Here is a 24,916-nt window from a genome sequence, read left to right as displayed (position 1 = left end):
GATAGACTAGGAGGACTGCCACAACAAGCCTGAGGAGTACAGCCATGGTGGATGTTCGGCGGGTCAAACTTCCCGGGGTCGGTGTGCTCCACACCTTCGTCACGGACGACGGCGGCAAGGTCGGCGTCATCGCCCACCGGTCCGGCCACAGCGACCTCATCACCTTCGCCGACCACGAGGACGGTGCCGATGCCGGCAAGGTGTCGCTCCGGCTCAACGAGGACGAGGCGCACACGCTGGCCGAACTCCTCGGTGGCACGCAGATCACCGAGTCGCTCAGCGCGCTCGACCAGATCCCCGGACTCAGCATCGACTGGTTCACCGTCGACTACGAAGACCACATCGCCGGGCAGCCGCTCGGCAACCCCGCCGAGAAGGGCATGGTCGGGCTGACCGTCGTCGCCGTCGTGCGCGGCGACTCCGCCAACCCGGCCCCTGCTGCGGACTTCCGGGTCTTCCCGGGAGACACCCTCGTCGTCGCGGGCAGTCCCGAGAAGGTCGCCAAGGCCTTCGCCTACTTCCGTTCGGGCGCCGTCAAGAAGGTCGCCGTCGACGCTCCGCCCGGAGGGTAGGCATGCTGCACGCCGCGACCGACAACCCCCACCTCGGCCAGGATCTGCTCATCCTCGGCGTCCTGTTCGTCATCGCCTACATCCTCGGCCGCCTCGGCAAGCTGATCGGCCTCCCGTCGATCCCCGTCTACATGCTCGTCGGCCTGCTCGCGAGTCCGTACACGGGCTGGTTCCCGCTCGACTTCGCCAGCGCGCAGATCGAACTCATCGCCGTCTTCGGCCTCGTGCTCCTGCTGTTCAACCTCGGCCTGGAGTTCGATCAGGACGAGTTCTTCGGCAACGCCGGAAAGCTCATCGTCTCCGGCGGCTCCTACATCCTCGTCAACATGGCCGCCGGGCTCGTGTTCGGGTTCCTGGTCGGGTGGGGCACACGGGAGGCGCTCATCATCGCCGGCATCACGGCGACGAGCTCGAGCGCGATCGTCACGAAGCTCCTCATCGAGCTCAAACGGCTGACGAACGACGAGACGCCCATGATCCTGGGCGTCACCGTGGTGGAGGACATCTTCATCGCCATCTACCTCGCGATCGTCGGTGTCGTGCTGAGCGGCGAGACGGAGGTCTGGCCCGTCATCGGGAAACTCGCGATCGCCTTCACGTTCATCCTCGTGATGTTCGCGATCGCCCGATTCGGCGGACGGTTCGTGTCGCGGCTGTTCCGCACCAAGGACGACGAGCTCTTCACGATCCTGTTCTTCGGCCTCGCGGTCGCGTTCGGCGGCATCGGCGAGCTCCTGGGAGTCACCGACGCGATCGGCGCGTTCCTCATCGGCCTGGTCCTCGGTGCCACCCGGTTCCGCAACAAGATCGAGCAGATCGCGATCCCGCTCCGCGACGTGTTCGGTGCGTTCTTCTTCCTGAACTTCGGGCTCGCGCTCGACGCGACGAAGTTCGGCAGCGTCCTCGTCCCGGTGCTCCTCGCCGTCCTCATGACGGTGGTCCTCAACGTCCTGGCCGGTCAGTTCGTCGCCTGGCTCAACGGACTCGGGCCGCAAGCTGGGATCAACGCCGCGGTCATCCTGCAGAATCGCGGCGAGTTCGCCCTCATCCTCGCGACGCTCTCGCTGAGCGCGGGGCTGAATCCGCTCATCCAGCCGTTCGCCGGGCTCTACGTGCTCATCATGGCCGTGATGGGCCCGATCGTCGCCGGGCGCTCCGAGCAGATCGGCGCCGTCATCCTGCGTCCGCGTCGCCGGAAGGCGCGCCGAGTGGAGCAGGTCGACACGACGGCGGAGGAGGCCATCGCGCTCGTCGAGGGTGCGGGCGGCGACCAGGAAACGACGTCCGTCGACACCGATCAGGCGGCCATCGACCGACTCGTCGAACAGGCGATGAACGACCAGGAACCACCAGCCCGAAAGCGAGAGCCCGATTACTAGCACCGCCCCGTCGGCACCAGGCCCCGACAACCACGGACAGGTCCGTCCGACGCTCCGCTCCGTCATGCTGCGTCCCCGGTGGATCGGCGTCCTCGTCCTCTGTCTCGCCGTCGCGGGCGCGTTCGCCGCGCTCGGGCAGTGGCAGCTCGCACGCGCCATTGAATCCGGGCAGGTGGTGCCGACCGAGACCGAGTCGGTCAGGCCGCTCGCGGACGTCCTCGAACCGGGTGTCGGAATCCGAGAGGCCGACGCCGGTCAGCGGGTGAGCGTGTCGGGAACCTGGGTGCCGGAGGACTACCTCGTGGTGGGCAACCGGGTGAACGACGGCACGCTCGGGTACTGGGTGACGGGCCACCTCGCGACGGACCGCCCTGACCAGGCCGGTCTCGCGGTCGCGCTCGGCTGGACGAAGGACCGCGAGACCGCCGACCGCGTCGCAGAGGCGTTGAACGCGGACGCCCCCACCGCCGCCGTCGAGCTCGAAGGGCGACTGAACCCGCCGGAGGGCCCGGAGGAACCGGCAGCGGACGCCGCACCGACCGACCTCGACAACATGTCGGTCGCCGCACTGCTGAACCGCTGGAACGACGCCGACGGTCTGCGGGTGTTCAGCGCGTTCGTCGTGGACGACGTCGCCGTCGACGGACTCGAGCCCATCTCGTCGCCCGCGCCCAGCCAGGAGATCCAGCTCAACTGGTTGAACATCTTCTACGCGGCCGAGTGGGTCGTCTTCGCGTGCTTCGCCGTGTTCCTCTGGTTCCGGCTCGCCAAGGACGCCTGGGAGCGCGAGATCGAGGAGCTCGAGGACGCCGAGGAGGAGGCCGCAGCGCTCCGTCAGTGATGTCCGGTCGCCTGGCGGCCGCGGGTAAGATGGGCACATGCCCCTCCAGCCGAAACCGTCGACGTTTCCCGCGATCCGAGGCGCGCTGAAGTTCTACCAGGTGGCCGCCCCCATCACCGGTGTGCTGCTCCTGTCGCTCTGCGCCGAGATGCTCATGAAGTACGCGTTCGGCCTCGAGCTCGAGCTCGGCGGCGCCTACGGCTTCCTCGCCTTCGTGCCCTCCGGCACCGCCACCGCGGTCAACCTCAGCACGGGCATCCTCATCATCCACGGCTGGTTCTACGTCGTGTACCTGTTCGCCGCGTTCCGGCTCTGGAGCCTCATGCGGTGGAACGTCCTGCGTCTGCTCTGGCTCGCGCTCGGCGGCATCATCCCGTTCCTGTCCTTCTTCTTCGAGAGCCGCATCCCGCGGGAAGTGAAGGGCTACCTCTCCGGCCGCGAAGCAGCAGCGGCCGCCGAACCCGTGGAGTCCATGCAGTGAGTGAAACCACCCCCGCCGCCGCAGCGGAGCAGACCGCCGCCCGACCGGTCCTCGTCGTCGACTTCGGTGCGCAGTACGCGCAGCTGATCGCGCGTCGCGTTCGCGAAGCCGGCGTGTACTCCGAGATCGTGCCGCACACCGTGTCCGCCGCCGAGGTCGCCGCCAAGAACCCCGTCGGGATCGTCTTGTCCGGTGGCCCGTCCAGCGTGTACGAGCCGGGCGCTCCGTCGCTCGACGAGGGCATCCTCGAGCTCGGCGTCCCGACCTTCGGCATCTGCTACGGCTTCCAGGTCATGGCCAAGCAGCTCGGTGGCGAGGTCGCGCACACCGGTCTCCGGGAGTACGGCTCGACCGACGCGACCAGCGTCGTCGACGTCCCGGGAACCCTCCTGCACGGCGTCCCGACCGAGCAGAACGTCTGGATGAGCCACGGCGACTCCGTCTCCAAGGCCCCCGAGGGCTTCGATGTCCTCGCCTCGACCGCCTCGACCCCGGTCGCCGCCTTCGCGAACGCGGAACGCGGCCTCTACGGCGTCCAGTGGCACCCCGAGGTCAAGCACACCGCCTACGGCCAGCAGGTGCTCGAGAACTTCCTCCACCGGGCGGCCGGCATCCCGGCCGACTGGAACAGCGGCAACGTCATCGCCGAACAGGTCGACCGCATCCGCGCCCAGGTGGGCGACGCGAAGGTCATCTGCGGACTCTCCGGCGGTGTCGACTCGGCCGTCGCCGCGGCGCTCGTGCACAAGGCCGTCGGCGACCAGCTCGTCTGCATCTTCGTCGACCACGGCCTGCTCCGGAAGGACGAGCGACGCCAGGTCGAGGAGGACTTCGTCGCCTCGACCGGTGTCCGGCTGGTCACGGTCGACGCCCGCGAGCAGTTCCTGTCGGCGCTCGCCGGCGTCAGCGACCCGGAGCAGAAGCGCAAGATCATCGGCCGCGAGTTCATCCGGTCCTTCGAACAGGCCGAGATCGACCTCGTGAAGGAGGCCCAGAGCGAGGGGGAGCCCATCCGCTTCCTCGTCCAGGGCACGCTGTACCCGGACGTCGTCGAGTCCGGCGGCGGATCCGGTACGGCCAACATCAAGAGCCACCACAACGTCGGCGGCCTGCCGGAAGACCTCCAGTTCGAACTCGTCGAGCCCCTGCGCACCCTGTTCAAGGACGAGGTCCGGGCGATCGGTCGCGAGCTGGGCCTCCCGGAGGAGATCGTCGGCCGTCAGCCGTTCCCCGGTCCCGGACTCGGTATCCGCATCGTCGGTGAGGTCACGGCCGAGCGTCTCGACCTCCTCCGCGACGCCGACGCGATCGTCCGCGAGGAACTGACCGCGGCCGGGCTCGACCAGGAGATCTGGCAGTGCCCCGTGGTCCTGCTGGCGGACGTCCGTTCCGTGGGCGTGCAGGGCGACGGCCGCACCTACGGCCACCCGATCGTGCTGCGACCGGTCTCGTCTGAAGACGCCATGACCGCCGACTGGACCCGCCTGCCGTACGACGTCCTCGCGCGCATCAGCAACCGCATCACCAATGAGGTGAAGGACGTCAACCGCGTCGTGCTCGACGTCACGTCGAAGCCACCGGGGACCATCGAGTGGGAGTGATCGCTCCCTGAGTCATCGGAAGGCCGTCCCGTTCGCGGGGCGGCCTTCCGTCGTCCGCGCCCTTCGACAGGCTCAGGGACCGCGGTGGGGTGGCTCAGGGACCGGGGTGGGTGGCTCAGGGACCGGGGATGGTGTGCCTCGGTCCGAGGGGTTCGGTCCCTGAGCCTGTCGAAGGGCAGTACCTCGACCGGCGGGTTCCTCGGACGACGAAGGCCCGCCCCGCGAACGGGACGGGCCTTGCAGTACGTGCGCTCCTAGTTGCGGGAGATGGCCAGCAGACGCAGGATCTCGACGTAGATCCAGATGACCGTGACCATGATGCCGAAGGCGCCGGTCCAGCCGTACTTCGCGGGTGCGCGGTTCTGCACGCCACGCTGGATGAAGTCGAAGTCGAGCACCAGCGAGTACGCACCCATCAGCACCGCGAAGATGCCGATGACGATCCCGAGCGGGATGCCGAAGATCGTCGCGCCGTAGAGGCCGAACGGGTTGTTCAGCACGCCCGTGAACATGAGCACGAGGTTGAGGAGCTGGAAGACGCCGTAGCCGATGATGGCGACGAGGAAGACCTTCGTCAGCTTCTTCGAGGCGCGGACCTTGCCGCTCGCGAAGAGGGCGAGGGTCACGCCGACGACGGCGAGGGTCGCGAGGACCGCCTGGACGACGACGCCGGACCAGGCCGGGTTCGCCTCGAAGACGCGCGAGATGCCACCGACGAAGAGTCCCTGGAAGACCGCGTACCCGAGGATGAGCGCCGGGACCGGCTCCTTCTTGAAGGAGTTGACGAGACCGAGGCCGAGGCCGCCGATCATGCCGATGATCATGGGGAGGGCGTAGCCGCTGCCTGCCTGCAGGAGGGAGGTCGTCCACATCCAGGAGATGACGGCGAACACGACGAGGACGGCGAACGAGCCGAGGGTCTTGACGAGCGTGTTCTCGATCGTCATGCGGTCGGCGGTGCCGACGCCCGCCGGTGCGGTGGGCTGCTCGTACATCTTGCGGAGCTGTTCGGCGGTCAGCGAGGGGTTCGCTGCTTGAGCTGCCTGCAGCGTCCCGCCTCCCTGCTTCGCGAATGCCGGGTTCTTCGAGAACGCGGGATTGTCGAGGGCCATGGCTGATTCCTACTCTCAGTCGTGGAGGCTGTGTCGCGCCAAGCGGCGCTGCTGACACCCAGAGTATCCGAGTTCCCTTTGAATCAGCCGGGTCGCGCGTGGAAAACCCCGAACGGACGCCGATGTTCGCGGCGGGCTGACAGCCGGCACCCTGCGCGCACGCCGGAGCGTCGTCCTAGGCTGATGGCGTGCGCATCGACTCCCTGCCCAACCCGCTCGTCATCGGACACCGCGGGGCTCCCGGTTACCGCCCCGAGCACACCGAGTCCTCCTACCGCTTGGCCGTCGCGCTCGGTGCGGACGCCGTCGAGCCCGATCTCGTCGCGTCGAAGGACGGAGTCCTCGTGGTCCGACACGAGAACGAGATCTCCGGGACGACCGACGTCGCCGCCCGAGCGGAGTTCGCCGACCGGCGGACGACGAAGCGCGTCGACGGCCACGAGCTGACCGGGTGGTTCACCGAGGACTTCACCTGGGCCGAGCTGTCGACCCTGACCGCACGCGAGCGGATTCCCGAGGTGCGGACGGTGAGTGCGGGATTCGACGGCACCGAGGGCATCCTGCGGTTCGCCGACCTCGTCGCGGTCGTGCGCAGTGCGGCCGAAGCGCACCGACGACCCGTGGGCATCGTGGCCGAGGTGAAGCACGCCGACTACTTCGCGTCGATCGGCCTCCCGCTCGATCGGCTCCTGGCCGAAGAGCTCGCCGCCCTGGAGTTCGGCACCGATCCCGATGCCGAGCCGCTCATCATCGAGTCGTTCGAGCAGTCGGTCCTCATGGCGTTGCAGGCCCGTCGGGTGCAGGCGGAGTTCGCGTACCTCATCGAGCGGTCCGGCAGGCCGAGCGATCTCGTCGCCCGGCTGGGGGATTCGGCCCCGTCCTACGCCGACGCGATGACCGACGCCGGACTCGCGGCGCTCGCCCTCGAAGTCGACGCCATCAGCGTGGACAAGGCGATGCTCATCGACCTGGGCGACGACGACGGCGCACACCCGACGGACCTCGTGGAGCGCGCACACGCGGTGGGCCTGCGCGTCTACACCTGGACCCTCCGCCCCGAGAACCGGTTCCTCGCGCCACCCTTCCGGGACGGGGCCGATCCGGCGGCGGTCGGCCGCTGGCTCGAGGAGTTCGTCCTGGTGCTCTCCTCAGGGGTCGACGGCTTCTTCGTCGACCAGGCCGACCTCGGTGTCGCCGCGCGGTCGGCGGCCGGCGACCGTGCGGATCACCACGACGGCGGTGCTCGGCCGAGCGATGTCGGAGGCAGCGCCTAGACTTGCAGGCGATATGGCGAGCTCTCCTTCTTCGAACGCCGACGCCGTGCAACCGGTGATCGTCGGCTGGCCCACGGCAACCGTTCCCGAGTCGTCCTCCGACGAGCGTGCCGGCGGGAGTCGGCTGCTGGAGGGGCTCAACCCCCAGCAACGGATCGCGGTGGAGTACCGGGGCCAGGCCCTGCTCATCGTCGCCGGTGCCGGGTCCGGCAAGACGAGTGTGCTCACCCGCCGCGTTGCGCTGCTGCTCGAGCAGCGGGAGGCCTGGCCGAGCCAGATCCTCGCGATCACGTTCACCAACAAGGCCGCCGCCGAGATGCGCGAGCGGGTGCAGGCGCTCGTCGGCCAGGCCGCGCAGGGCATGTGGATCTCCACCTTCCACTCCGCCTGCGTCCGCATCCTCCGCCGCGAGGCCGAGCACTTCGGCTTCACCAAGAACTTCACGATCTACGACAGCGGCGACCAACGTGCCCTCCTGAAGCGCATCATCAAGGAGCTCGAGGCCGACGCATACGGCTTCACGCCGTCGAACACCTCGGCGAAGATCTCGAAGCTCAAGAACGAGCTGTCGGACGTCGAGTCGTACTCCCGCACGATCAACACGAACGACCCGCAGGAACTCGTGTTCCTGCAGGTCTTCCGGAAGTACACGCGCGCGCTGGCCGACGCGAACGCCTTCGACTTCGACGACCTCATCAGCCAGACGGTGTTCCTCTTCCGGGCGTTCCCGCACGTCGCGGCGCAGTACCAGCAGCGGTTCCGCCACATCCTCGTCGACGAGTACCAGGACACCAACCACGCCCAGTACTCGCTCATCCGGGAGCTCACCCGCGCGCCTGAGGCCGGCCCGGGTCAGCTCGCCACCACCCGCACCGAGGGTGCCTCGCTCACCGTCGTCGGTGACTCGGACCAGTCGATCTACGCGTTCCGCGGGGCCGACATCCGGAACATCACCGAGTTCGAGCGCGACTTCCCGGGTGCCAAGGTGGTGCTGCTCGAGCAGAACTACCGCTCCACGCAGAACATCCTCTCGGCGGCGAACGCGGTCATCTCCAACAACTTCGACCGCAAGGACAAGAAGCTCTGGACGGCCGTCGGCGACGGGGAGAAGATCGTCGGCTTCACCGGGTACTCCGGGCACGACGAGGCGCAGTTCATCGCCGACGAGATCGAGAAGCTCCGGAACGCGGGAACGCCCTACAGCGACATCGCGGTGTTCTACCGGACGAACGCCCAAACGCGTGCGCTCGAGGAGATCTTCATCCGTGCGGCCCTCCCGTACCGGATCATGGGCGGAACCAAGTTCTACGAACGCGCCGAGATCAAGGACGCCCTCGCCTACCTCGTGTCGGTCGCGAACCCGGCCGACATCATGGCGCTGCGACGCATCCTGAACACGCCCAAGCGTGGCATCGGGCCGGCGACGGAGACGGCACTCGCGAGCTTCGCCGAGAACAACGGCGTCACCTTCCGCGAGGCCATGCGGCGCGCCGACGCCCTCGGGCTCGGGCCGAAGGTCACGAGCGCGATCCTGCAGCTGTCGGCGCTTCTCGACGAAGCGCAGGCCGCGCTCGACGACGCCGCCGCAGCCGACCGCCCGACGGCGTCCGCGACCGCCGTCGGCGACGTCCTGTCACTCCTCATGACGAAGAGCGGCTACCTCGACTCGCTGCGCAACAGTCGCGACCCGCAGGATGAGGCACGCGCCGAGAACGTCGACGAGCTCATCGCCGTCACCAAGGAGTTCGCGAAGAACAACCCCGACGGCGGCATCGTCGACTTCCTGACCGAGGTCTCGCTCGTCGCCGCGGCCGACGACCTCGACGACGCGACGGGCAGCGTGTCGCTCATGACCCTGCACACGGCGAAGGGCCTCGAGTACGACGCGGTCTTCCTGACCGGCATCGAGGAAGACCTCCTCCCGCACCGGATGTCGGCGAACGAGCCGGGTGGCCCGGCCGAGGAGCGACGCCTGTTCTACGTCGGCATCACGCGCGCCCGCAAGCGCCTGTACCTCTCGCTGGCGATGACGCGTGCCCAGTACGGCGAGACGGCCGTCGCCATGCCCAGCCGCTACCTGCAGGAGATCCCGGCCGAACTGATCGAGTGGCGTCAGTCGCCCGGCAACGTCAACGGTCGTGGTGGCACGCAGTCACGTGCCCTGAACGCCCGCCGTGCCCCCTCGAGCGACCGCTGGTCGGTCCGCTCGCTCCCTGAGGGCGCCTCCGCGGGCGACACGCGGTTCTCCGGCGGTTCGAGCAAGCCGGAGACGGCCTGGGCCAATCGCATCACCGCGAAGGTCCGCGACAACGGCGACCTCGAGCTCGTTCCCGGCGACCGCATCTCCCACGCCGACTTCGGACCGGGCCGGGTGAACGCGGTGACCGGTGAAGGCGCGAAGCGCATCGCCCATGTCCAGTTCGAGTCAGCCGGAGCGAAGAAGCTGCTGATCAAGATCGCGCCCATCGAGAAGCTCGACTGACTGCGCTGAGGCGCGCACCGTCGGTCCGGCCGGTTCCCTGAGCGGAATCCAGCATCTAGGCTGATGCATCATGGGTCTGTTCTCCAAGCGCAACGCGTCCGATGCCCGATCTGCAGCCGTGGAGGCCGAGACATCGGCACCTGAGGATGAGGTGGATCCGGCCGCGGAAGCCCCGGAGACCGTGCCGCAGGTGTCGATCTCGGTCACGACGGTCAACGCAGCCGCTCGGACACCGGAGGCGCCTGTCTCCGTGCCTGCTGCGGCCCCGGCGCCGGCCCGGGCGCCCGCTCCCGTCGAGCCTGACTCCAACGTCGACCTCGCTCAGGCGCTTACCGCTCTGGCCGAAGGCGGTGACGAGCGCGCGATGATGCACGTCCTGCGCCAGAGCATCCAGGGCAAGCTGCTGTTGTCCACGAGCCTCGACGGTGTCTCGGAGGAGGACAAGGCTGCCGGGCGCATCCCGCTCGGCGTCCACCGCGACCCGGAGGGCGCCGTCTACCTCCTCGCCTTCACCTCGTCGCGTGAGCTCGAGAAGACGCGGACGGCGGACGGGCCGGTCACGGGGGTCGCGGTGGACGCCGTCTGGGCACTCCGTCAGGCGACCGGCGACGGGTACGCCGGCATCGTCCTGAACCCCGCCGACGGCAAGGCGAGTGCGGTCGTCCCGAAGACGCTGATCGTGCGTCTGTTCGGGGACGGCCGGAACAACGACCTCGCGAAGCAGGCGCTCGCCCAGCCGCGAGAACCCGATGCCCTCCAGCGGCTGGTCGCCGCACTCGCCGCGCACGGCGGGTTCGTAGCCGGTCGCGCCGAGGTCGACGAGGACGGTAACCGCAAGACCGTCGGCATCGCGGAGACCCGCCTCGGCGACCGTCGACTGCTGGAGGTCTTCACCTCGCCCATCGAGATCGCCGCACTGGGACGAGGGGATGACGCGTACCCGGTCACCGCAGCGGAACTCGCGGCCGCGCTCCGCAGCGACGAGGGCATCACCGGGATCATCGTGAACCCTGCGGCGCCGTGGCTGGACGTCGACCGCGCCCAGCTCGCACCCCTCCTCGACGTGCGCTGAGCGCCGCACCCGCTCCACTCGGCGTGATCCGCCGACGGAGAGCGAGCAGGATGCCGCCGAGCGCGAGCGCTCCGATCGCCGCAGTGCCGGCGAGGAGCAGGGAACGGTCGTCGGCGCCGGTCTCGGCGAGCCGCGCTTCGGGCACGGTCGGCGTCGAGGCGAGGGTGATCTCCGAGGCGACCCCGAAGGCGGATCGCCAGGGGCGGATCATCGTGCCGCCGTTCTCCGGCAGGGTGTCGCTCGGCTCGATGCGTTCGACCCAGACGTAGTAGCCGTCCTCGGGGAGGACGCAGGACGGCGTCGTGTACTCGCCGGGGCCTGCATCCACGAGCGTCTCGACCTCGCAGACCACCGGTGCTCCGAGCGGGACGTCCGGCGATTCGACCGGGCGCTCCGCGAAGGGACCGAGCAGCTGGCTTCGGACGGTCACCGGGATCGGCGTGTACGGTCCGCCCTCCGGGCCGAAGAGGCCCCACTCCGAGGCCAGGCCGGCGCCGGTCGCGATCCCGACCGACAGCCGGTCGGTGATCTCCGCTCCCGGAGTCGACGTCGCGTGCGAGGTCGTGGTGGCGACGATCGGCTGGAACGGGAGTGGCGTCGGCCGTTCCCGGTCGGCACTCGCCCCGGCCGAGACCGTGATGGGGCGCGCGATGAGGACACTCTGCACGTTGGCGGCGCTTCGAGCGATCGTGAGGCCGGCCCCGTAGGGCAGCTCACCGAAGGTGGCGTTCGCTGAGAACGCCACGACGGCGGCATCGGTGCTCGGCAGGATCCGCAGGCTCTCACCGTTCCCGACGGCCCGTTCGGAGGTGCCGTCCTCGAAGGTCGCGCCGTCGAGGGTGACCGTGCCGGTGTGGGTGCCCGGTGGCAGGGTGGTGACGCCGGATGAGATGAAGTCGACGGCGAGTTCCGTTCGGACGAGGTCGAATCCGTCCTCGCCGCGTTCGATGGACATGGTGGCGCTCGCTCCCCGACTCGCGCCGCCGGGCCCGTCGGCCTCGGCGAGCATCTGCTGGGCCAGGGAGAGCACGCGGTCGGCACTCGCTCCTGCCCGAGCGGCGATCTGCGCCGGCGTCCACCCGTTCAGGCCGGTGATGATCCAGGTGGCGAGCTGACCCGCGGCGGCCTCGTCGGCGTCCTGGCTGGCACCCCAGTGCCGCGAGAGGTAGGCCAGGCGGGCGGCGTCCTCCGGGGTGAACCACCCGAGCGATGATCCGTCGACGTGCTCGTAGGCGTGACCCGGCGGGATCGGGAGGTCGAGATTGATGCAGAACCCGACCGTCCCGTCGTCGAAAGCCCACGAGCCGAGCCAGCGGCCGTTCGAGGCGTCGCGGTGGCCGTAGGCCGCGCCGGTGGCGGTCAGTGCGGAGGACGCGGTGGCGCCGCCGAGGACGATCGTGAGCAGGATCGGGACGGCCGCCAGGAGCCGGAGGATCCGCGGTCTGCCGCCGAGGAGGCGGCCGGTCTGGGGGAGGTGGTGTGTTGTCATGCCCCCATCGTGCGAACCGCGGTGCCTCGGTCAGCGGGGCGAGGATCCGAATGTGGACGGGACGGCTCCGCCAGCGGGCTGTGGAGGGCGGTGCTGGAACGTCGTCAGTCGAGGTGACGGGCCGCCTCCGTGCGATCCCGCTCTCGCATCGCCCGGAGATACCAGGCGGAGGGTGCCGCGCGCAGTCGCTGCGGAAGACGCGGCCAGACGGCTCGGGCGACGGCTACCCGACGTGCGAAGCGACGCTGCTGCCGCGGCGTCCAACGGAACCCGTAGGCGCTCCGCAAGCCGTCGGGCAGCAGTCCCGCCGTCACGAGCCGGACGAGCGGGAGCAGGCACCGGACGGGGAGCGGCGCCGCGCGAGCGGTCAGGAGCTCGATCGAGACGGCACGCGCCTCCCCGGTGACGTGGAGTCCCGCGACCCGGCCTGCGAAGTACTCGTCGAACGCGGCCCGGGTCGGAGGCCAACGATCGGGCGGGAGCTGCAGGCTCGTCCCCACGATCGCGTACTCACGGTGCAAGCGCTCCCGGGACTCCTCGTCGAGCGCGCCGAACACGAGCTCGTAGACCTGGACGGCGGTGTCGTACAGCGTCGCCGCGACCCAGAGCTGCGCGTCGTGGTCGAAGGCCGAGTACCCCGGAGCGGCCTCGCCCGGCCGGGTACGGACCGGCGCGTGGGCGTGGTTCACCCGTCGGGCCGCACTGCGCTGCTCGTCCGGCGTGCCGAGGGCGAGCGCGTACACGAAGGTGAGGGTGGCGTGCAGCCGGTCGAGCGGGCGGGAACCGAAGTCGCTGTGCCGCGCCACCCCGGCGGCGACCGAGGGGTCCGCGATCTGCAGCAGGATGGCCCGTCCGGCGCCGGCGACGAGGATGCCCTCGCGAGCGAGGTCCGCCATGCCGGTCATGGACCCGACCTTAGTCGTTCACTGCGAACGTCCGGTTGCGGCGCAGCGCTGGGGGTAGAGTCGTCACTGGCCCTTTTTCTCTCGCCGCCGAGATAACGCGCGGCCGAAAATCGCCACGACAATCACAGCAGAACGCGCGAAGCGCGGATGGGAATGACACGTGGATCTTTACGAGTATCAGGCACGAGACCTGTTCGAGCAGTACGAGGTGCCGGTCCTCGCCGGCATCATCGCCGACACCCCGGACGAGGTGCGGGCCGCGGCCGAGCGTCTCGGCGGCGTGGTCGTCGTCAAGGCCCAGGTGAAGGTCGGAGGCCGCGGCAAGGCCGGCGGCGTCAAGGTCGCCAAGACCCCCGACGAGGCCTACGAGGCGGCGAAGGCCATCCTCGGACTCGACATCAAGGGTCACGTCGTCAAGCGCGTGATGGTCGCTGCCGGCGCACGCATCGCCCAGGAGTTCTACTTCTCGGTGCTGCTCGACCGCGCCAACCGGTCCTACCTGTCGCTCACGAGCGTCGAGGGTGGCATGGAGATCGAGCAGCTCGCGGTCGAGAAGCCCGAGGCGCTCGCGCGCATCGAGGTGAACCCGCTCACCGGTGTCGACAAGGCGGCCGCGGTCGAGATCGCGAAGGCTGCGAACTTCCCCGAGGAGCTCGTCGACCAGGTCTCCGACGTCTTCGTGAAGCTCTACGACGTCTACAAGGGCGAGGACGCGACGCTCGTCGAGGTCAACCCGCTCGTCCTCACGGAGGAGGGGCGCATCGTCGCCCTCGACGGCAAGGTCTCGCTCGACGAGAACGCCGCCTTCCGTCACCCGAACCACGCCGAACTCGAAGACACCGCAGCCGAGGACCCCCTGGAGCTCAAGGCCAAGGAGAACGACCTCAACTACGTCAAGCTCGACGGCGAGGTCGGCATCATCGGCAACGGCGCTGGACTCGTCATGTCCACGCTCGACGTCGTCGCCTACGCGGGCGAGCAGCACGGCGGCGTGAAGCCGGCCAACTTCCTCGACATCGGCGGCGGTGCTTCGGCCGAGGTCATGGCAGCAGGCCTCGACGTCATCCTCGGCGACGCCCAGGTGAAGAGCGTGTTCGTCAACGTCTTCGGTGGCATCACCGCCTGCGACGCGGTCGCGAACGGCATCGTGAAGGCGCTCGAGATCCTCGGTGACGCAGCGACGAAGCCGCTCGTGGTCCGCCTCGACGGCAACAAGGTCGCGGAGGGCCGCGAGATCCTCGCCGCCGCCGCGCACCCGCTCATCACGCTCGCCGCAACCATGGACGAAGGCGCCGACAAGGCCGCCGAGCTGGCTTCGAAGTAAGGGATCGCACAAGCATGTCAATCTTCCTCAACAAGGACTCCAAGGTCATCGTCCAGGGCATCACCGGCGGCGAGGGCACCAAGCACACGGCGCTCATGCTGAAGGCCGGCACCCAGGTCGTCGGTGGCGTCAACGCACGCAAGGCCGGCACGACCGTGACCCACGACGGCGGCGTCGAGCTGCCCGTGTTCGGCACGGTCGCCGAGGCCATCAAGGAGACCGGCGCAGACGTGTCGATCGCCTTCGTGCCCCCGGCGTTCACCAAGGACGCGGTCATCGAGGCCATCGACGCCGAGATCCCGCTGCTCGTCATCATCACCGAGGGTGTGCCGGTCGGCGACTCCGCCGAGTTCTGGGCCTACGCCCAGTCGAAGGGCTCGAAGACCCGCATCATCGGCCCGAACTGCCCCGGCATCATCACGCCTGGGGAGTCGCTCGTCGGTATCACGCCCGCGAACATCGCCGGCAAGGGACCGATCGGCCTCGTGTCGAAGTCGGGCACCCTCACGTACCAGATGATGTACGAGCTGCGCGAGATCGGCTTCTCGACGGCGATCGGCATCGGCGGCGACCCGATCATCGGCACGACGCACATCGACGCGCTCGCCGCGTTCGAGGCCGACCCCGAGACCAAGGCCATCGTCATGATCGGCGAGATCGGTGGCGACGCCGAGGAGCGCGCGGCCGACTTCATCAAGGCGAACGTCACGAAGCCGGTCGTCGGCTACGTCGCGGGCTTCACCGCGCCCGAGGGCAAGACGATGGGCCACGCCGGCGCGATCGTCTCGGGCTCCGCAGGTACCGCGCAGGCGAAGAAGGAGGCCCTCGAGGCCGCCGGCGTCAAGGTCGGCAAGACGCCGAGCGAGACCGCCGACCTCATGCGCGAGATCATCGCCTCTCTGTAACACCCGCAGCTCGACTGCGACCACGACGCGACGCCCGGATCGGGCGTCGCGTCGTGGCGTTTCGGCCCACGCACGCCGTGTGCCTGACCGTCCGCACGCGCGGCTCCAGGTAGGGTCGAAGGCGCATGAACCGTCTGACCGTCGCCCTCCTCGCCGCCCTCGATGCCACCCTCGCCGTGGCCATCGGCATCGGTGTCGCACTCGTCCCACTCCTCGCCCTGTGGGCCCTGCACTTCCAGTTGGACGTCGACCCCGCCGCGCTCTGGCGGGGGGCCGTCGACATCTGGGCGCTCGGCAACGGCTCGAGCATGCGCATCTCCCTCGACACGGCCCTCGTCACGCAGCTCGGCCTGCCTGCCGGGATGGAACCGTTCCTCGTCTCCCTGGCGCCCCTCGCCTTCACGATCGGCACGGTCCTGTTCGGCCTGCGCACCGGGGCCCGCGCGGCACGCAGCACTTGGTGGCAGGGTGCCGTCGTGCTGTCGGTGCTCGTGTTCGCCCTGCTCTCGTTCCTCGTGACCCTCACCGCCCTCCACCCGGCGGTGCGTCCCTCGATCGTCCAGGGGACCCTCGCGCCGACCGTGCGCTTCGCAGGCGGGGTCGTGGTCGCCGCGCTGTGGGTCCGGTTCCGAGAGCAGGACGCGGTCGATCCGATCCTCGACGGACTCCGCGCGATGCGGGACCGGATGCCGGACGGGACCTGGTCGATGGTCGTCGCGGCGCTGCGTGGTGGAGCACTCGCCGCCACCGGACTCGTGGCGGTCTCCGCGGTCCTGACCGCCATCCTCATCGCCGTCGGCTACGGCGCCATCATCTCCCTGCACGAGAGCGCGCAGTTCGGCGTCCTGGGCGGTGCCATCGTCACCGGCGCCGAACTCCTGTACCTGCCGAACCTCGTGATCTGGGCCATGAGCTGGATCACCGGCGCGGGCTTCGCCATCGGGAGCGGCACGGCGATCTCGCCGATCGGCACGCTCGTCGGGCCCATGCCGGCCGTGCCGGTCCTCGGCGCCATCCCGACGGGGGAGAGCCCACTCGGTTTCGCGGTCCTCGTGGTCCCGGTCGTCATCGGATTCGCCGCTGCCGTGGTGCTGCGCCGTCGTCTGCTCGTCGACCTCGACGGGCGTGGCGGGCTCGCACGGCTGGCGGTCGTCGGTCTCGGCGTCGGGGTCACCGCCGGCATCATCGTCGGTGTCCTCGCCGCCCTCTCGGCGGGCGCGGCAGGCCCAGGCCGCCTCATCGAGGTCGGCCCGAACGGTTGGGCGACGGGCCTGTGGACCACGCTGACGGTCGGGATCGCGGCCGTGGTCGGCATGGCGGCCGGTCCGACGCATCTCGCCGAGGAGGACCGCCTCCCGGAGCTGCACGCCCAGCCGAGCGGCCGGGGTGCCCGCGACCGATAGGATGCTCTGGTGCTGTCACTCGTCGTGCTGATCTCCGGTGGCGGATCCAATCTCCGCGCCCTCCTCGAAGCCTCACGCGACGCGGATTTCCCCGCTCGCGTCATCGCCGTCGGTGCCGATCGGGAGGCTGACGGCCTCGCCCACGCTGAGGAGTTCGGCATCCCGTCGTTCACCGTCCCCTACTCGTCCTTCGACTCGCGGGCGGAATGGGGCGCGGCCCTCCTCGAACAGATCCGGGTCTGGAACCCGGACGTCCTCGTCCTCAGCGGCCTCATGCGCCTCCTGCCGCCCGTCGTCGTCGACGCCCTCTCGCCGCGCATCATCAACACGCACCCCGCGTACCTCCCCGAGTTCCCGGGTGCGCACGGCGTCCGGGACGCCCTGGCGGCAGGCGCCTCGCAGACCGGGGCATCGATCATCGTCGTCGACAACGGCGTCGACGCTGGACCGATCATCTCGCAGGAGCGCGTCCCCGTCCTGCCCGAAGACACGGAGCACAGCCTCCACGAGCGGATCAAGCCGGTGGAGCGTCGACTCCTCGTCCAGGCCGTCCGCGACCTCGCCACCGGAACCATCGACCTCGAGGCGCTCTCCACGGCGTCCCGCCCGCCAGCAGAAGGAGCACCCCAGTCATGAGCGGTCCCAGCCACGACCACAGCCTCTACCGCGAACGCGACCTCGTCCCCGTCCGCCGGGCGCTGATCTCGGTCAGCGACAAGACCGGGCTGCTCGAGCTCGCCGGCGCACTCGCCGCAGCGGGCGTCGAGATCGTCTCCACCGGGTCCACCGCGGCGACCATCCGCGGTGCGGGCCACACGGTGACCGACGTGTCCGAGGTCACCGGATTCCCCGAATCGCTCGACGGTCGGGTCAAGACCCTGCACCCCTCGGTGCATGCCGGACTCCTCGCCGACCTGCGGCTCGAGTCCCACGAAGCCCAGCTCGCCGAGCTCGGTATCGAGCCGTTCCAGCTCGTCGTCGTGAACCTGTACCCCTTCGTCGAGACGGTCGCGAGCGGCGCCGCCGGTGACGACGTCGTCGAGCAGATCGACATCGGTGGACCGGCGATGGTGCGCGCCTCGGCGAAGAACCACGCCAACGTCGCGATCGTCGTCTCTCCGGAACGCTACGGGCTGATCACCGAGGCCGTCGCCGCCGGCGGCACCACGCTCGCTCAGCGCCGCTCGCTCGCCGCGCAGGCCTTCGACCACACCGCCTCCTACGACGCGGCGGTGTCCGCGTGGTTCGCGAGCACGGAGACGACCGAGGCGGAGGCCTTCCCCAGCACGCTGACCGTCACCGGTCGTCGCGAGGCGGTGCTGCGCTACGGCGAGAACTCGCACCAGGCCGCGGCGCTGTACGTCCGTCCTGGCGGTGCCGGGATCGCCCAGGCGACGCAGTTGCACGGCAAGGAGATGTCGTACAACAACTACGTCGACGCCGACGCGGCAGTCCGCGCGGCCTACGACTTCGCCAACCCCGCCGTCGCGATCATCAAGCACGCGAACCCGTGCGGCATCGCCTTCGCGAACCCGAAGGCACCCGACCCGATTGCCTCGGCCCACCGTCGCGCGCACGAGTGCGACCCGGTCTCCGCCTTCGGCGGCGTCATCGCCGCCAACCGCGTCGTGACCCTCGGCATGGCCGAGACGGTCAAGGAGATCTTCACCGAGGTGCTCGTCGCCCCGGGCTTCGAGGACGCCGCGCTCGAGGTGCTCAAGACGAAGAAGAACCTGCGGCTCCTGCAGCTGCCGGAGGACTTCGTGCGCGAGGACCGCGAGGTCCGGCAGATCTCCGGCGGCCTGCTCTACCAGGACGCGGACCGCTTCGCCGACGACCCCCAGGACACCGCCAAGGGCTGGACGCTCGTCACGGGCGAACCGGCCGACGACGACACCCTGCTCGACCTCATCTTCGCGTGGAAGGCGTGCCGCTCGGTGAAGTCCAACGGCATCCTGCTCGCCAAGGGCAGCGCGAGCGTGGGCGTCGGTATGGGGCAGGTCAACCGCGTCGACTCCTGCCACCTCGCCGTGAGCCGAGCCGGTGACCGCGCCGCGGGTTCCGTCGCGGCCTCGGACGCCTTCTTCCCGTTCGCCGACGGCCTGCAGGTCCTGCTCGACGCCGGCGTGCGCGCGGTCGTGCAGCCCGGTGGTTCCGTCCGCGACGAAGAGGTCATCGCTGCGGCCGAAGCCGCCGGCGTGACCATGTACTTCACGGGGGAGCGTCACTTCTTCCACTAGGCCGTGCCGCCCGCCCCTGTGGGGGTTCTGGGCAGGCTCGTGGTGATCTCCCAGCGGCGTCGGGCCCTCGTGGCCCGACGCCGCTGTGTCGTTGGGATACGGTTGTCGAATGACTGCCACCTGGAGCCGCAAGCTCATCGCATCCGCCGCCGCCGCCGTCGCGACCATCGTCGTGGGCTTCCTGGGGGTCATGTTCGTCACGTTCGTCGGCTACCAGTTCGCCGGGACGATCTTCGCCCAGGCGAGTCCGTACTTCTTCGAGAGCACGATCATCACCTTCGTGCTGCTGCTGATCGTGGGCGTCGTCGGCCTCTACCGGTACCGACTACTCGCCCTGCTGGGCGGCGCCGCCCTCGCTGTCATCGGAGCGCTCCTCGGGCTCATCGTCCAGGTGGCGACGACCGGACAGCCCATCGACAGCACCGTCCTCGGCAGCATCGTCGCGACGCTCATCAGCCTCAACCTCGTCTTCGTGGTCGTCGTCGCGCTCTCCGCGGCATTCATCGGATACCCCGTGTACTGGATGGTCGTCCGCACGCAGGACGCCGTGCTCGACGACGGACGCCGAATCGCACTCGTGCGGATGCCCGCCTCCAACCTCGCCGAAGGCCTCGTGACGCACCTGGAGCGCACGCCGATCGACACCGAGCTCGCCGACAAGCAGTGGGACGCGTACGTCGCAGCGTTCGACGCCGCCGGCTGGGACACCACCGAGGTCTCCTGGGCCGACCAGCTCGCCGACTCCGTCTTCATCGAGGACGCCGTCATCGTGATCGGCGACGTCGCCGTCGTGACCCGACCGGGCGCCGAGAGCCGTCGCCCCGAGGTCGTCGCAGCCGAGACCACCGCCCGTGAGCTGGGCCTCCGGATCCACCGGATCGAGGGCGAAGGCACCCTCGAGGGCGGCGACGTCCTCCGGGTCGGCACGACCGTCTACGTCGGTCGCAGCGGCCGCACCAACGCGGAAGGCGTCCGGCAGCTCCGAGCCATCCTCGCGCCGCTCGGGTTCGACGTCGTGGCGGTCCCCGTCACGACCGCCCTCCACCTGAAGTCGACGGTCACCGCGCTCCCCGACGGGACCGTGCTCGTCCACCCCGACCTCGTCGAGGACCCGGCCTTCTTCGGCCGCCACCTCGTCGTGCCCGAGCGCGAGGGCGTCGCTGTGGTCGAACTCGCGGAGGACACCGTGCTCATCTCCGCAGCCGCTCCCAAGACGGCTGCGCTGCTCGAGGACCGCGGCTACACCGTGGTCCAGGTGGACATCAGCGAGTTCGAGAAGCTCGAGGGCTGCGTGACCTGCCTGTCCGTGCGGGTCAGCTGAGCCGATCGTGGAGCAGCAGGCTGGAGCGCGCGGCGGTCGGGATCTGAGCCGGAGGACCGTCGCGCAGCGACTGGACATCCCGCTCGAGATGGCCAGACACCACGGGATCCCGCCGTTCTGGTCGGCGGACCAGTTGGCGGCGTTCCTTGCCGATCCGCCGGCCTGGTACGTGCAGTCCCGCGCGAACCGGACCGGGAAGCGGCCGGTCTGGGTCGAGCTGCGCTGCACCATCTGTGGCACGAGCGAGACGCTCCGCCCGAAGAAGTGGTGGCCGGAATTCTCGATGGTGAGCTGCTCCTGGCACGGCGCCGACGAGCTGCCGCCGGTGCCCGAGGGCGCCCGTCGGCGCGAGGTCGACGGCATCGGAGCCTTCGTCGGCATCGTCGACGAACCGACCTCCTGAGGACGAGCCCATTCGGTCCGGTGCGTGCAACCGCATGGATCCCTTGCAGCTTGACGGTCGATTCCCATAGTCTGGTCTGCTGCGCCGAACCTCGTTCACCGTGATCGGTCGCCGCCCGCGTTCGAGTGCGACCTGTGCACCCGGCCCGCGGCTCTCGCCCCACAGGATGAGGAGGATGCCATGACGCTCTCGAACCACACCGCGCTCGCGCCGACGGTCGATCGTGCCCGCTCCGCCTCGAGCCGCCGCCCTGTGGTCGTCCCGGCGCCAGCCGGACGCGCCGCAGCGGACGCCGACGCTTAGCACGAGCGCCAGGCAGTCCACCTCACCATCCGTCCGGCCTCGTCCGGGCCCGTCACCGGATGCTGCGACCTCGCACAGCGACCTCGCCGTCCGGCCGTTCCACGACCATCATTCCGTCGGTGATCGACGTCACCGACGCTCTCGCAAGGAATCCCCGTAATGACTCCGCTCGGCGATGAACGCCGTCCTGTCCAACCGCGTCAGAGCACCTTCCGTGCCCTGATGCGGATCTACCCGTTCGCGAAGACGGCCATGCCGCGGATCGTGCTCGGCATGGTCGCCGCGCTCGTCGCCGGCCTGGTGGCGCTCGCGATCCCGCTCGTGCTGCAGGCCCTCGTCGACGGCCCGCTCTCGACCGGCGACTCCTCGCAGATCTGGCCGGCGGTGCTCGTGGTCCTCGCGCTCGGTGTCCTCGAGGCGGTCATGATCGCGCTGCGCCGCTGGTTCGTCCTGACTCCTGGGACGCACGTCGAGGCGCGGATGCGCAATGCGCTGTTCGCCAAGCTGCAGGACCTCCCCGTGACCTTCCACGACCGCTGGCAGAGCGGGCAGCTGCTCTCGCGCGCCGTCAGCGACCTCGGACTCATCCGCCGGTGGATCTCGTTCGGCTTCGTGCTCCTGATCGTCAACGGTGTCACGATCGTCATCGGTGCGGTCATCCTGTTCACCTGGAACTGGCTGCTCGGACTCATCTTCATCGCGCTCGCCATCCCCGTGTGGGTGTTCGGGTTCACCTTCGAGGGGCGGTACTCGGTGATCGCCCGGCGCAGCCAGGACCAGGCCGGTGACCTGGCGACCGCCGTCGAGGAGTCCGTCCACGGCATCCGGGTGCTCAAGGCGTTCGGTCGAGGCAAGCACGCCCTGCGGAGCTTCGCGTCGCGCGCCGAGGACCTGCGGGGCACCGAGATCGAGAAGGCGAAGGCCATCGCGGGGATCTGGTTCTGGCTGGTCCTGTTGCCCGACGTCGCCTTCGCGCTCTGCCTGTTGGCGGGGGTCTGGCTCGCGTCGATCGGCGAACTCACCGTCGGTCAGCTGTTCGCCTTCTTCGCGACGGCCACGATCCTGCGGTTCCCGATCGAGTCGATCGGCTTCCTGCTCGCGATGACCTTCGACACCCGGACGGCGACCGACCGGTATTTCGAGGTCATCGACTCGGTCAACACGATCACCGACCCCGAACACCCCGAGCGCATCCGTGAACCGCGTGGTGAGCTCGTGTTCGAGGACGTGCACTTCCGCTACCAGGACGCACCCGACCGCTACGCGGACGTGGTGAACGGCGTCGACCTCCGGCTCGAGCCGGGGGAGACCATGGCACTCGTCGGTCTGACGGGCTCCGGGAAGTCGACCATCACGGCACTGACCACCCGCCTGTACGACGTCACGGGCGGGCGGATCCTGCTCGACGGGGTCGACATCCGCGCGCTCACCCGGGAGGACCTGCGCCGGCACATCGCCATGGCGTTCGAGGATGCGACCCTCTTCTCGGCGAGTGTCAAGGAGAACGTCCTCCTCGGGCGGGACGACATCGACCTCGACTCCGCGGAGGCCGATCGGATCCTGCACGAGGCGCTCGACATCGCCCAGGCCGGGTTCGTCGACGAACTGCCGAACGGTGTGGAGACGTTGGTCGGTGAAGAGGGGCTCAGCCTGTCCGGTGGGCAGCGTCAGCGGCTCGCACTCGCGCGTGCGGTGGCCGCGCGGCCGGAGGTGCTCGTGCTGGACGATCCGTTGTCGGCGCTCGACGTCGACACCGAGGCGCTCGTCGAGGCGGCACTCCGCCGAGTGCTCGCCTCCACCACGGCCCTGATCGTCGCCCACCGGCCGAGCACCGTCACCCTGGCGGACCGCGTCGCCCTCCTGGAGGACGGTCGCATCACCGCCGTGGGTCGCCACAGTGAGCTGTTGCAGCACAACGCCCATTACCGCTACGTGATCTCGAGTCTGGAAGACGACGAACGAGAGTCCAACCGCCAGGAGGTGAACCTGTGACCCCGCCGACGACCGTCCACGGAGTGGAGGGTGAGGAGCGCGACGACCTCACCCGTGACGAGTCCGCGCACATCCGGCGCCGTTCGCTGCGCCTGCTCGGATCGCTGCTCGCGCCCCTGCGCCTGCGCGTGATCGCCGCCATGACCATCGTCGTGGTGTCGACCGCCGCCCAGGTCGCCGGGCCCGCGCTGATCGCCATCGGCATCGACCGGGCCCTCCCGGCCGTCCTGGAACGCGCCGACTGGATGCCGGCCTTCCTCGTGGTCGGCGCGTACCTGCTGACCGGCGCCGCCGGTGCGACGCTGATCTCCTGGTACACCGTGCTCGCCGCTCGGATCAGCCAGGCGATCCTGATCGACCTGCGGAAGCGCGTGTTCCTGCAGACACAGCGGCTCAGCCTCGACTTCCATGAGAGCTACACCTCGGGTCGCATCATCTCCCGGCAGACGAGCGACCTCGACTCCATCCGCGAGCTGCTCGACTCCGGCATCAACCAGCTCGTGTCCGGCGTGCTGTACATGGGGTTCACGGCCGTGGCCCTCGTCCTCGTGGACTGGGTCAGCGGTCTGGTGCTCCTCGGATCACTCATCCCGCTGTTCGTGCTCACCCGCTGGTTCCAGCTCCGCTCGCAGCGGATGTTCCGCGAGTCGCGGGTCCGGTCGGCGAAGCTCATCGTGTTCTTCGTGGAGGCGATGACCGGCATCCGTGCCGTGAAGGCGTTCCGGAAGGAGCGGCGGAACGAGCGCGCGTTCGGCGAGCTCGTGGAGCAGTACCGCGACACCAACGCCCGGGTCATCCAGCTGTTCGGGGTGTTCGATCCCGGACTGGTGTTCATCGGCAACGTCTCCGTCGCCGTGGTGCTGCTCGTCGGCGGGTTCCGGGTCGCGGACGGACAGCTCGCGATCGGAGCGCTGCTCGCGGCGCTCCTCTACACGCGTCGGTTCTTCGACCCGATGGAGGAGATGGCGATGTTCTACAACTCCTACCAGTCGGCCGCTGCGGCGCTCGAGAAGATCTCCGGCGTGCTCGAGGAGCGTCCCGGCGTGCCCGACCCGGTCGCGCCGGTCGACCTGTGGACGTCGCAGGGACGGATCACCTTCGACGACGTGACGTTCGCGTACGCCGCCGACCGGGTGGTGCTCCCGAAGTTCGACCTCGAGATCCCGGCAGGGCAGACCATCGCACTCGTCGGCACGACCGGTGCGGGCAAGTCGACGCTCGCGAAGCTCATCAGTCGGTTCTACGACCCGACCGACGGTGCGGTGCGCCTCGACGGCATCGACCTGCGCGACCTGCACCCGAAGGACCTCCGTCGGGCGATCGTCATGGTGACGCAGGAGGCCTACCTGTTCTCCGGCTCGGTCGCCGAGAACATCGCGTTGGGCAAGCCCGACGCGACGATCGAGGAGATCACCGCCGCCGCGAAGGCCGTCGGCGCACACGCCTTCATCGAGGCGTTGCCGAACGGCTACGACACCGACGTGAACAAGCGCGGTGGTCGGGTCTCGGCCGGCCAGCGGCAACTCCTGTCGTTCGCGCGGGCGTTCCTCGCGGATCCGGCCGTGCTGATCCTCGACGAGGCGACCGCCTCGCTCGACATCCCGAGCGAGCGACTCGTCCAGGAGGCGTTGCAGACCCTGCTCGCGGACCGCACCGCGATCATCATCGCGCACCGGTTGTCGACCGTCGCGATCGCCGACCGGGTGCTCGTGATGGAGCACGGCCGGGTGATCGAGGACGGTGCGCCCGCGGAGCTCATCGGCGGGACGGGGCGGTTCGCCGCGATGCACGCGGCCTGGCGGTCCTCGGTCGGCTGA

At 69.5% G+C, this 24,916-nt stretch carries 21 protein-coding genes; 18 read left to right on the top strand and 3 right to left on the bottom strand.

Features of this window, described 5'->3' with window-relative positions; genetic code table 11:
* The first annotated feature begins 44 nt into the window (after positions 1-44).
* The 5 genes from ACZZZB_RS04615 (at position 45) to guaA (ending at position 4,874) form a co-directional block, all read left to right on the top strand.
* Positions 45-572, top strand: coding sequence for a cation:proton antiporter regulatory subunit (locus ACZZZB_RS04615; RefSeq protein ID WP_056008027.1), 528 nt, complete (start codon positions 45-47; stop codon positions 570-572).
* 2 nt (positions 573-574) lie between these two features.
* On the top strand, positions 575-1,951 hold the full coding sequence (locus ACZZZB_RS04610) for a cation:proton antiporter (protein ID WP_192018329.1): 1,377 nt from the start codon (positions 575-577) through the stop codon (positions 1,949-1,951).
* Between the two features lie 64 nt (positions 1,952-2,015).
* Positions 2,016-2,792 (top strand): SURF1 family protein, encoded by a 777-nt coding sequence (locus tag ACZZZB_RS04605; protein ID WP_192018328.1) that lies wholly within the window; start codon positions 2,016-2,018, stop codon positions 2,790-2,792.
* Positions 2,793-2,829: 37 nt separating this feature from the next.
* Entirely contained in the window at positions 2,830-3,273 is a 444-nt protein-coding gene (locus ACZZZB_RS04600; protein ID WP_056778703.1) for a DUF3817 domain-containing protein, read from the top strand.
* Entirely contained in the window at positions 3,270-4,874 is a 1,605-nt protein-coding gene (gene guaA, locus ACZZZB_RS04595; protein ID WP_192018327.1) for a glutamine-hydrolyzing GMP synthase, read from the top strand. Before ACZZZB_RS04600 ends, guaA begins: the two co-directional genes overlap by 4 nt.
* Before the next feature lie 254 nt (positions 4,875-5,128).
* Here guaA and ACZZZB_RS04590 read toward each other — a convergent pair whose 3' ends face one another.
* Entirely contained in the window at positions 5,129-5,986 is an 858-nt protein-coding gene (locus ACZZZB_RS04590) for a Bax inhibitor-1/YccA family protein (RefSeq protein WP_064296659.1), read from the bottom strand.
* A gap of 194 nt (positions 5,987-6,180) precedes the next feature.
* Between ACZZZB_RS04590 and ACZZZB_RS04585 the strand changes: the two genes are divergently transcribed.
* The 3 genes from ACZZZB_RS04585 (at position 6,181) to ACZZZB_RS04575 (ending at position 10,814) form a co-directional block, all read left to right on the top strand.
* Complete coding sequence (locus ACZZZB_RS04585) at positions 6,181-7,260, top strand: glycerophosphodiester phosphodiesterase family protein (protein WP_463530544.1); 1,080 nt, start codon at positions 6,181-6,183, stop codon at positions 7,258-7,260.
* A 13-nt stretch (positions 7,261-7,273) separates the two neighbouring features.
* Positions 7,274-9,742: an ATP-dependent helicase gene (locus tag ACZZZB_RS04580; protein WP_463529090.1), complete on the top strand. Its 2,469-nt coding sequence runs from the start codon at positions 7,274-7,276 to the stop codon at positions 9,740-9,742.
* 70 nt (positions 9,743-9,812) lie between these two features.
* Entirely contained in the window at positions 9,813-10,814 is a 1,002-nt protein-coding gene (locus tag ACZZZB_RS04575) for an SseB family protein (RefSeq protein WP_139382416.1), read from the top strand.
* Here ACZZZB_RS04575 and ACZZZB_RS04570 read toward each other — a convergent pair.
* Both ACZZZB_RS04570 and ACZZZB_RS04565 read right to left on the bottom strand, forming a co-directional pair.
* Entirely contained in the window at positions 10,741-12,303 is a 1,563-nt protein-coding gene (locus ACZZZB_RS04570; protein WP_463529089.1) for a thioester domain-containing protein, read from the bottom strand. The genes ACZZZB_RS04575 and ACZZZB_RS04570 overlap by 74 nt on opposite strands.
* 104 nt (positions 12,304-12,407) lie before the next feature.
* On the bottom strand, positions 12,408-13,208 hold the full coding sequence (locus ACZZZB_RS04565; protein ID WP_463529088.1) for an oxygenase MpaB family protein: 801 nt from the start codon (positions 13,206-13,208) through the stop codon (positions 12,408-12,410).
* A gap of 160 nt (positions 13,209-13,368) precedes the next feature.
* Here ACZZZB_RS04565 and sucC point away from each other — a divergent pair, with 160 nt between their 5' ends.
* From sucC to ACZZZB_RS04515, 10 genes are all read left to right on the top strand, one after another.
* Positions 13,369-14,532, top strand: a complete 1,164-nt coding sequence (gene sucC, locus ACZZZB_RS04560) for an ADP-forming succinate--CoA ligase subunit beta (RefSeq protein ID WP_124768842.1) — start codon at positions 13,369-13,371, stop codon at positions 14,530-14,532.
* A gap of 14 nt (positions 14,533-14,546) precedes the next feature.
* The gene (gene sucD, locus ACZZZB_RS04555; RefSeq protein WP_064296653.1) at positions 14,547-15,437 is read left to right on the top strand and encodes a succinate--CoA ligase subunit alpha; all 891 of its coding nucleotides are present in this window, start codon (positions 14,547-14,549) and stop codon (positions 15,435-15,437) included.
* Positions 15,438-15,562: 125 nt separating this feature from the next.
* Positions 15,563-16,840, top strand: a complete 1,278-nt coding sequence (locus tag ACZZZB_RS04550) for a cell division protein PerM (protein WP_159877993.1) — start codon at positions 15,563-15,565, stop codon at positions 16,838-16,840.
* A gap of 9 nt (positions 16,841-16,849) precedes the next feature.
* On the top strand, positions 16,850-17,476 hold the full coding sequence (gene purN / locus ACZZZB_RS04545; RefSeq protein ID WP_085510275.1) for a phosphoribosylglycinamide formyltransferase: 627 nt from the start codon (positions 16,850-16,852) through the stop codon (positions 17,474-17,476).
* A complete protein-coding gene (purH, locus tag ACZZZB_RS04540) occupies positions 17,473-19,080 on the top strand; it encodes a bifunctional phosphoribosylaminoimidazolecarboxamide formyltransferase/IMP cyclohydrolase (RefSeq protein ID WP_137242136.1) in 1,608 nt (535 codons plus the stop codon). Before purN ends, purH begins: the two co-directional genes overlap by 4 nt.
* A gap of 109 nt (positions 19,081-19,189) precedes the next feature.
* The gene (gene ddaH / locus ACZZZB_RS04535; protein ID WP_463529087.1) at positions 19,190-20,401 is read left to right on the top strand and encodes a dimethylargininase; all 1,212 of its coding nucleotides are present in this window, start codon (positions 19,190-19,192) and stop codon (positions 20,399-20,401) included.
* A gap of 88 nt (positions 20,402-20,489) precedes the next feature.
* Positions 20,490-20,804 (top strand): hypothetical protein, encoded by a 315-nt coding sequence (locus ACZZZB_RS04530; RefSeq protein ID WP_124770137.1) that lies wholly within the window; start codon positions 20,490-20,492, stop codon positions 20,802-20,804.
* Positions 20,805-20,984: 180 nt separating this feature from the next.
* On the top strand, positions 20,985-21,107 hold the full coding sequence (locus tag ACZZZB_RS04525; RefSeq protein WP_255528002.1) for a hypothetical protein: 123 nt from the start codon (positions 20,985-20,987) through the stop codon (positions 21,105-21,107).
* 159 nt (positions 21,108-21,266) lie between these two features.
* Positions 21,267-23,099: an ABC transporter ATP-binding protein gene (locus tag ACZZZB_RS04520; RefSeq protein ID WP_426737200.1), complete on the top strand. Its 1,833-nt coding sequence runs from the start codon at positions 21,267-21,269 to the stop codon at positions 23,097-23,099.
* Entirely contained in the window at positions 23,096-24,916 is a 1,821-nt protein-coding gene (locus ACZZZB_RS04515; protein ID WP_463529086.1) for an ABC transporter ATP-binding protein, read from the top strand. The genes ACZZZB_RS04520 and ACZZZB_RS04515 overlap by 4 nt, the downstream gene beginning before the upstream one ends.

Source organism: Plantibacter sp. AC185, from assembly GCF_979258065.1.
The sequence above is the reverse complement of the archived record's forward strand: the minus strand, read 5'-3'. Positions and strand labels throughout refer to the sequence as shown.

Excerpts from the sequence above, each read along its gene's own strand:
- ACZZZB_RS04615 (WP_056008027.1), top strand. The coding sequence starts at position 45 with ATGGTGGATGTTCGGCGGGTCAAACTTCCCGGGGTCGGTGTGCTCCAC.
- ACZZZB_RS04610 (WP_192018329.1), top strand. The coding sequence starts at position 575 with ATGCTGCACGCCGCGACCGACAACCCCCACCTCGGCCAGGATCTGCTC.
- ACZZZB_RS04605 (WP_192018328.1), top strand. The coding sequence starts at position 2,016 with ATGCTGCGTCCCCGGTGGATCGGCGTCCTCGTCCTCTGTCTCGCCGTC.
- ACZZZB_RS04600 (WP_056778703.1), top strand. The coding sequence starts at position 2,830 with ATGCCCCTCCAGCCGAAACCGTCGACGTTTCCCGCGATCCGAGGCGCG.
- ACZZZB_RS04590 (WP_064296659.1), bottom strand. The coding sequence starts at position 5,986 with ATGGCCCTCGACAATCCCGCGTTCTCGAAGAACCCGGCATTCGCGAAG.
- ACZZZB_RS04580 (WP_463529090.1), top strand. The coding sequence starts at position 7,274 with ATGGCGAGCTCTCCTTCTTCGAACGCCGACGCCGTGCAACCGGTGATC.
- ACZZZB_RS04575 (WP_139382416.1), top strand. The coding sequence starts at position 9,813 with ATGGGTCTGTTCTCCAAGCGCAACGCGTCCGATGCCCGATCTGCAGCC.
- ACZZZB_RS04570 (WP_463529089.1), bottom strand. The coding sequence starts at position 12,303 with ATGACAACACACCACCTCCCCCAGACCGGCCGCCTCCTCGGCGGCAGA.
- ACZZZB_RS04565 (WP_463529088.1), bottom strand. The coding sequence starts at position 13,208 with ATGACCGGCATGGCGGACCTCGCTCGCGAGGGCATCCTCGTCGCCGGC.
- sucD (WP_064296653.1), top strand. The coding sequence starts at position 14,547 with ATGTCAATCTTCCTCAACAAGGACTCCAAGGTCATCGTCCAGGGCATC.
- ACZZZB_RS04550 (WP_159877993.1), top strand. The coding sequence starts at position 15,563 with ATGAACCGTCTGACCGTCGCCCTCCTCGCCGCCCTCGATGCCACCCTC.
- purH (WP_137242136.1), top strand. The coding sequence starts at position 17,473 with ATGAGCGGTCCCAGCCACGACCACAGCCTCTACCGCGAACGCGACCTC.
- ddaH (WP_463529087.1), top strand. The coding sequence starts at position 19,190 with ATGACTGCCACCTGGAGCCGCAAGCTCATCGCATCCGCCGCCGCCGCC.
- ACZZZB_RS04530 (WP_124770137.1), top strand. The coding sequence starts at position 20,490 with ATGGCCAGACACCACGGGATCCCGCCGTTCTGGTCGGCGGACCAGTTG.
- ACZZZB_RS04525 (WP_255528002.1), top strand. The coding sequence starts at position 20,985 with ATGACGCTCTCGAACCACACCGCGCTCGCGCCGACGGTCGATCGTGCC.
- ACZZZB_RS04520 (WP_426737200.1), top strand. The coding sequence starts at position 21,267 with ATGACTCCGCTCGGCGATGAACGCCGTCCTGTCCAACCGCGTCAGAGC.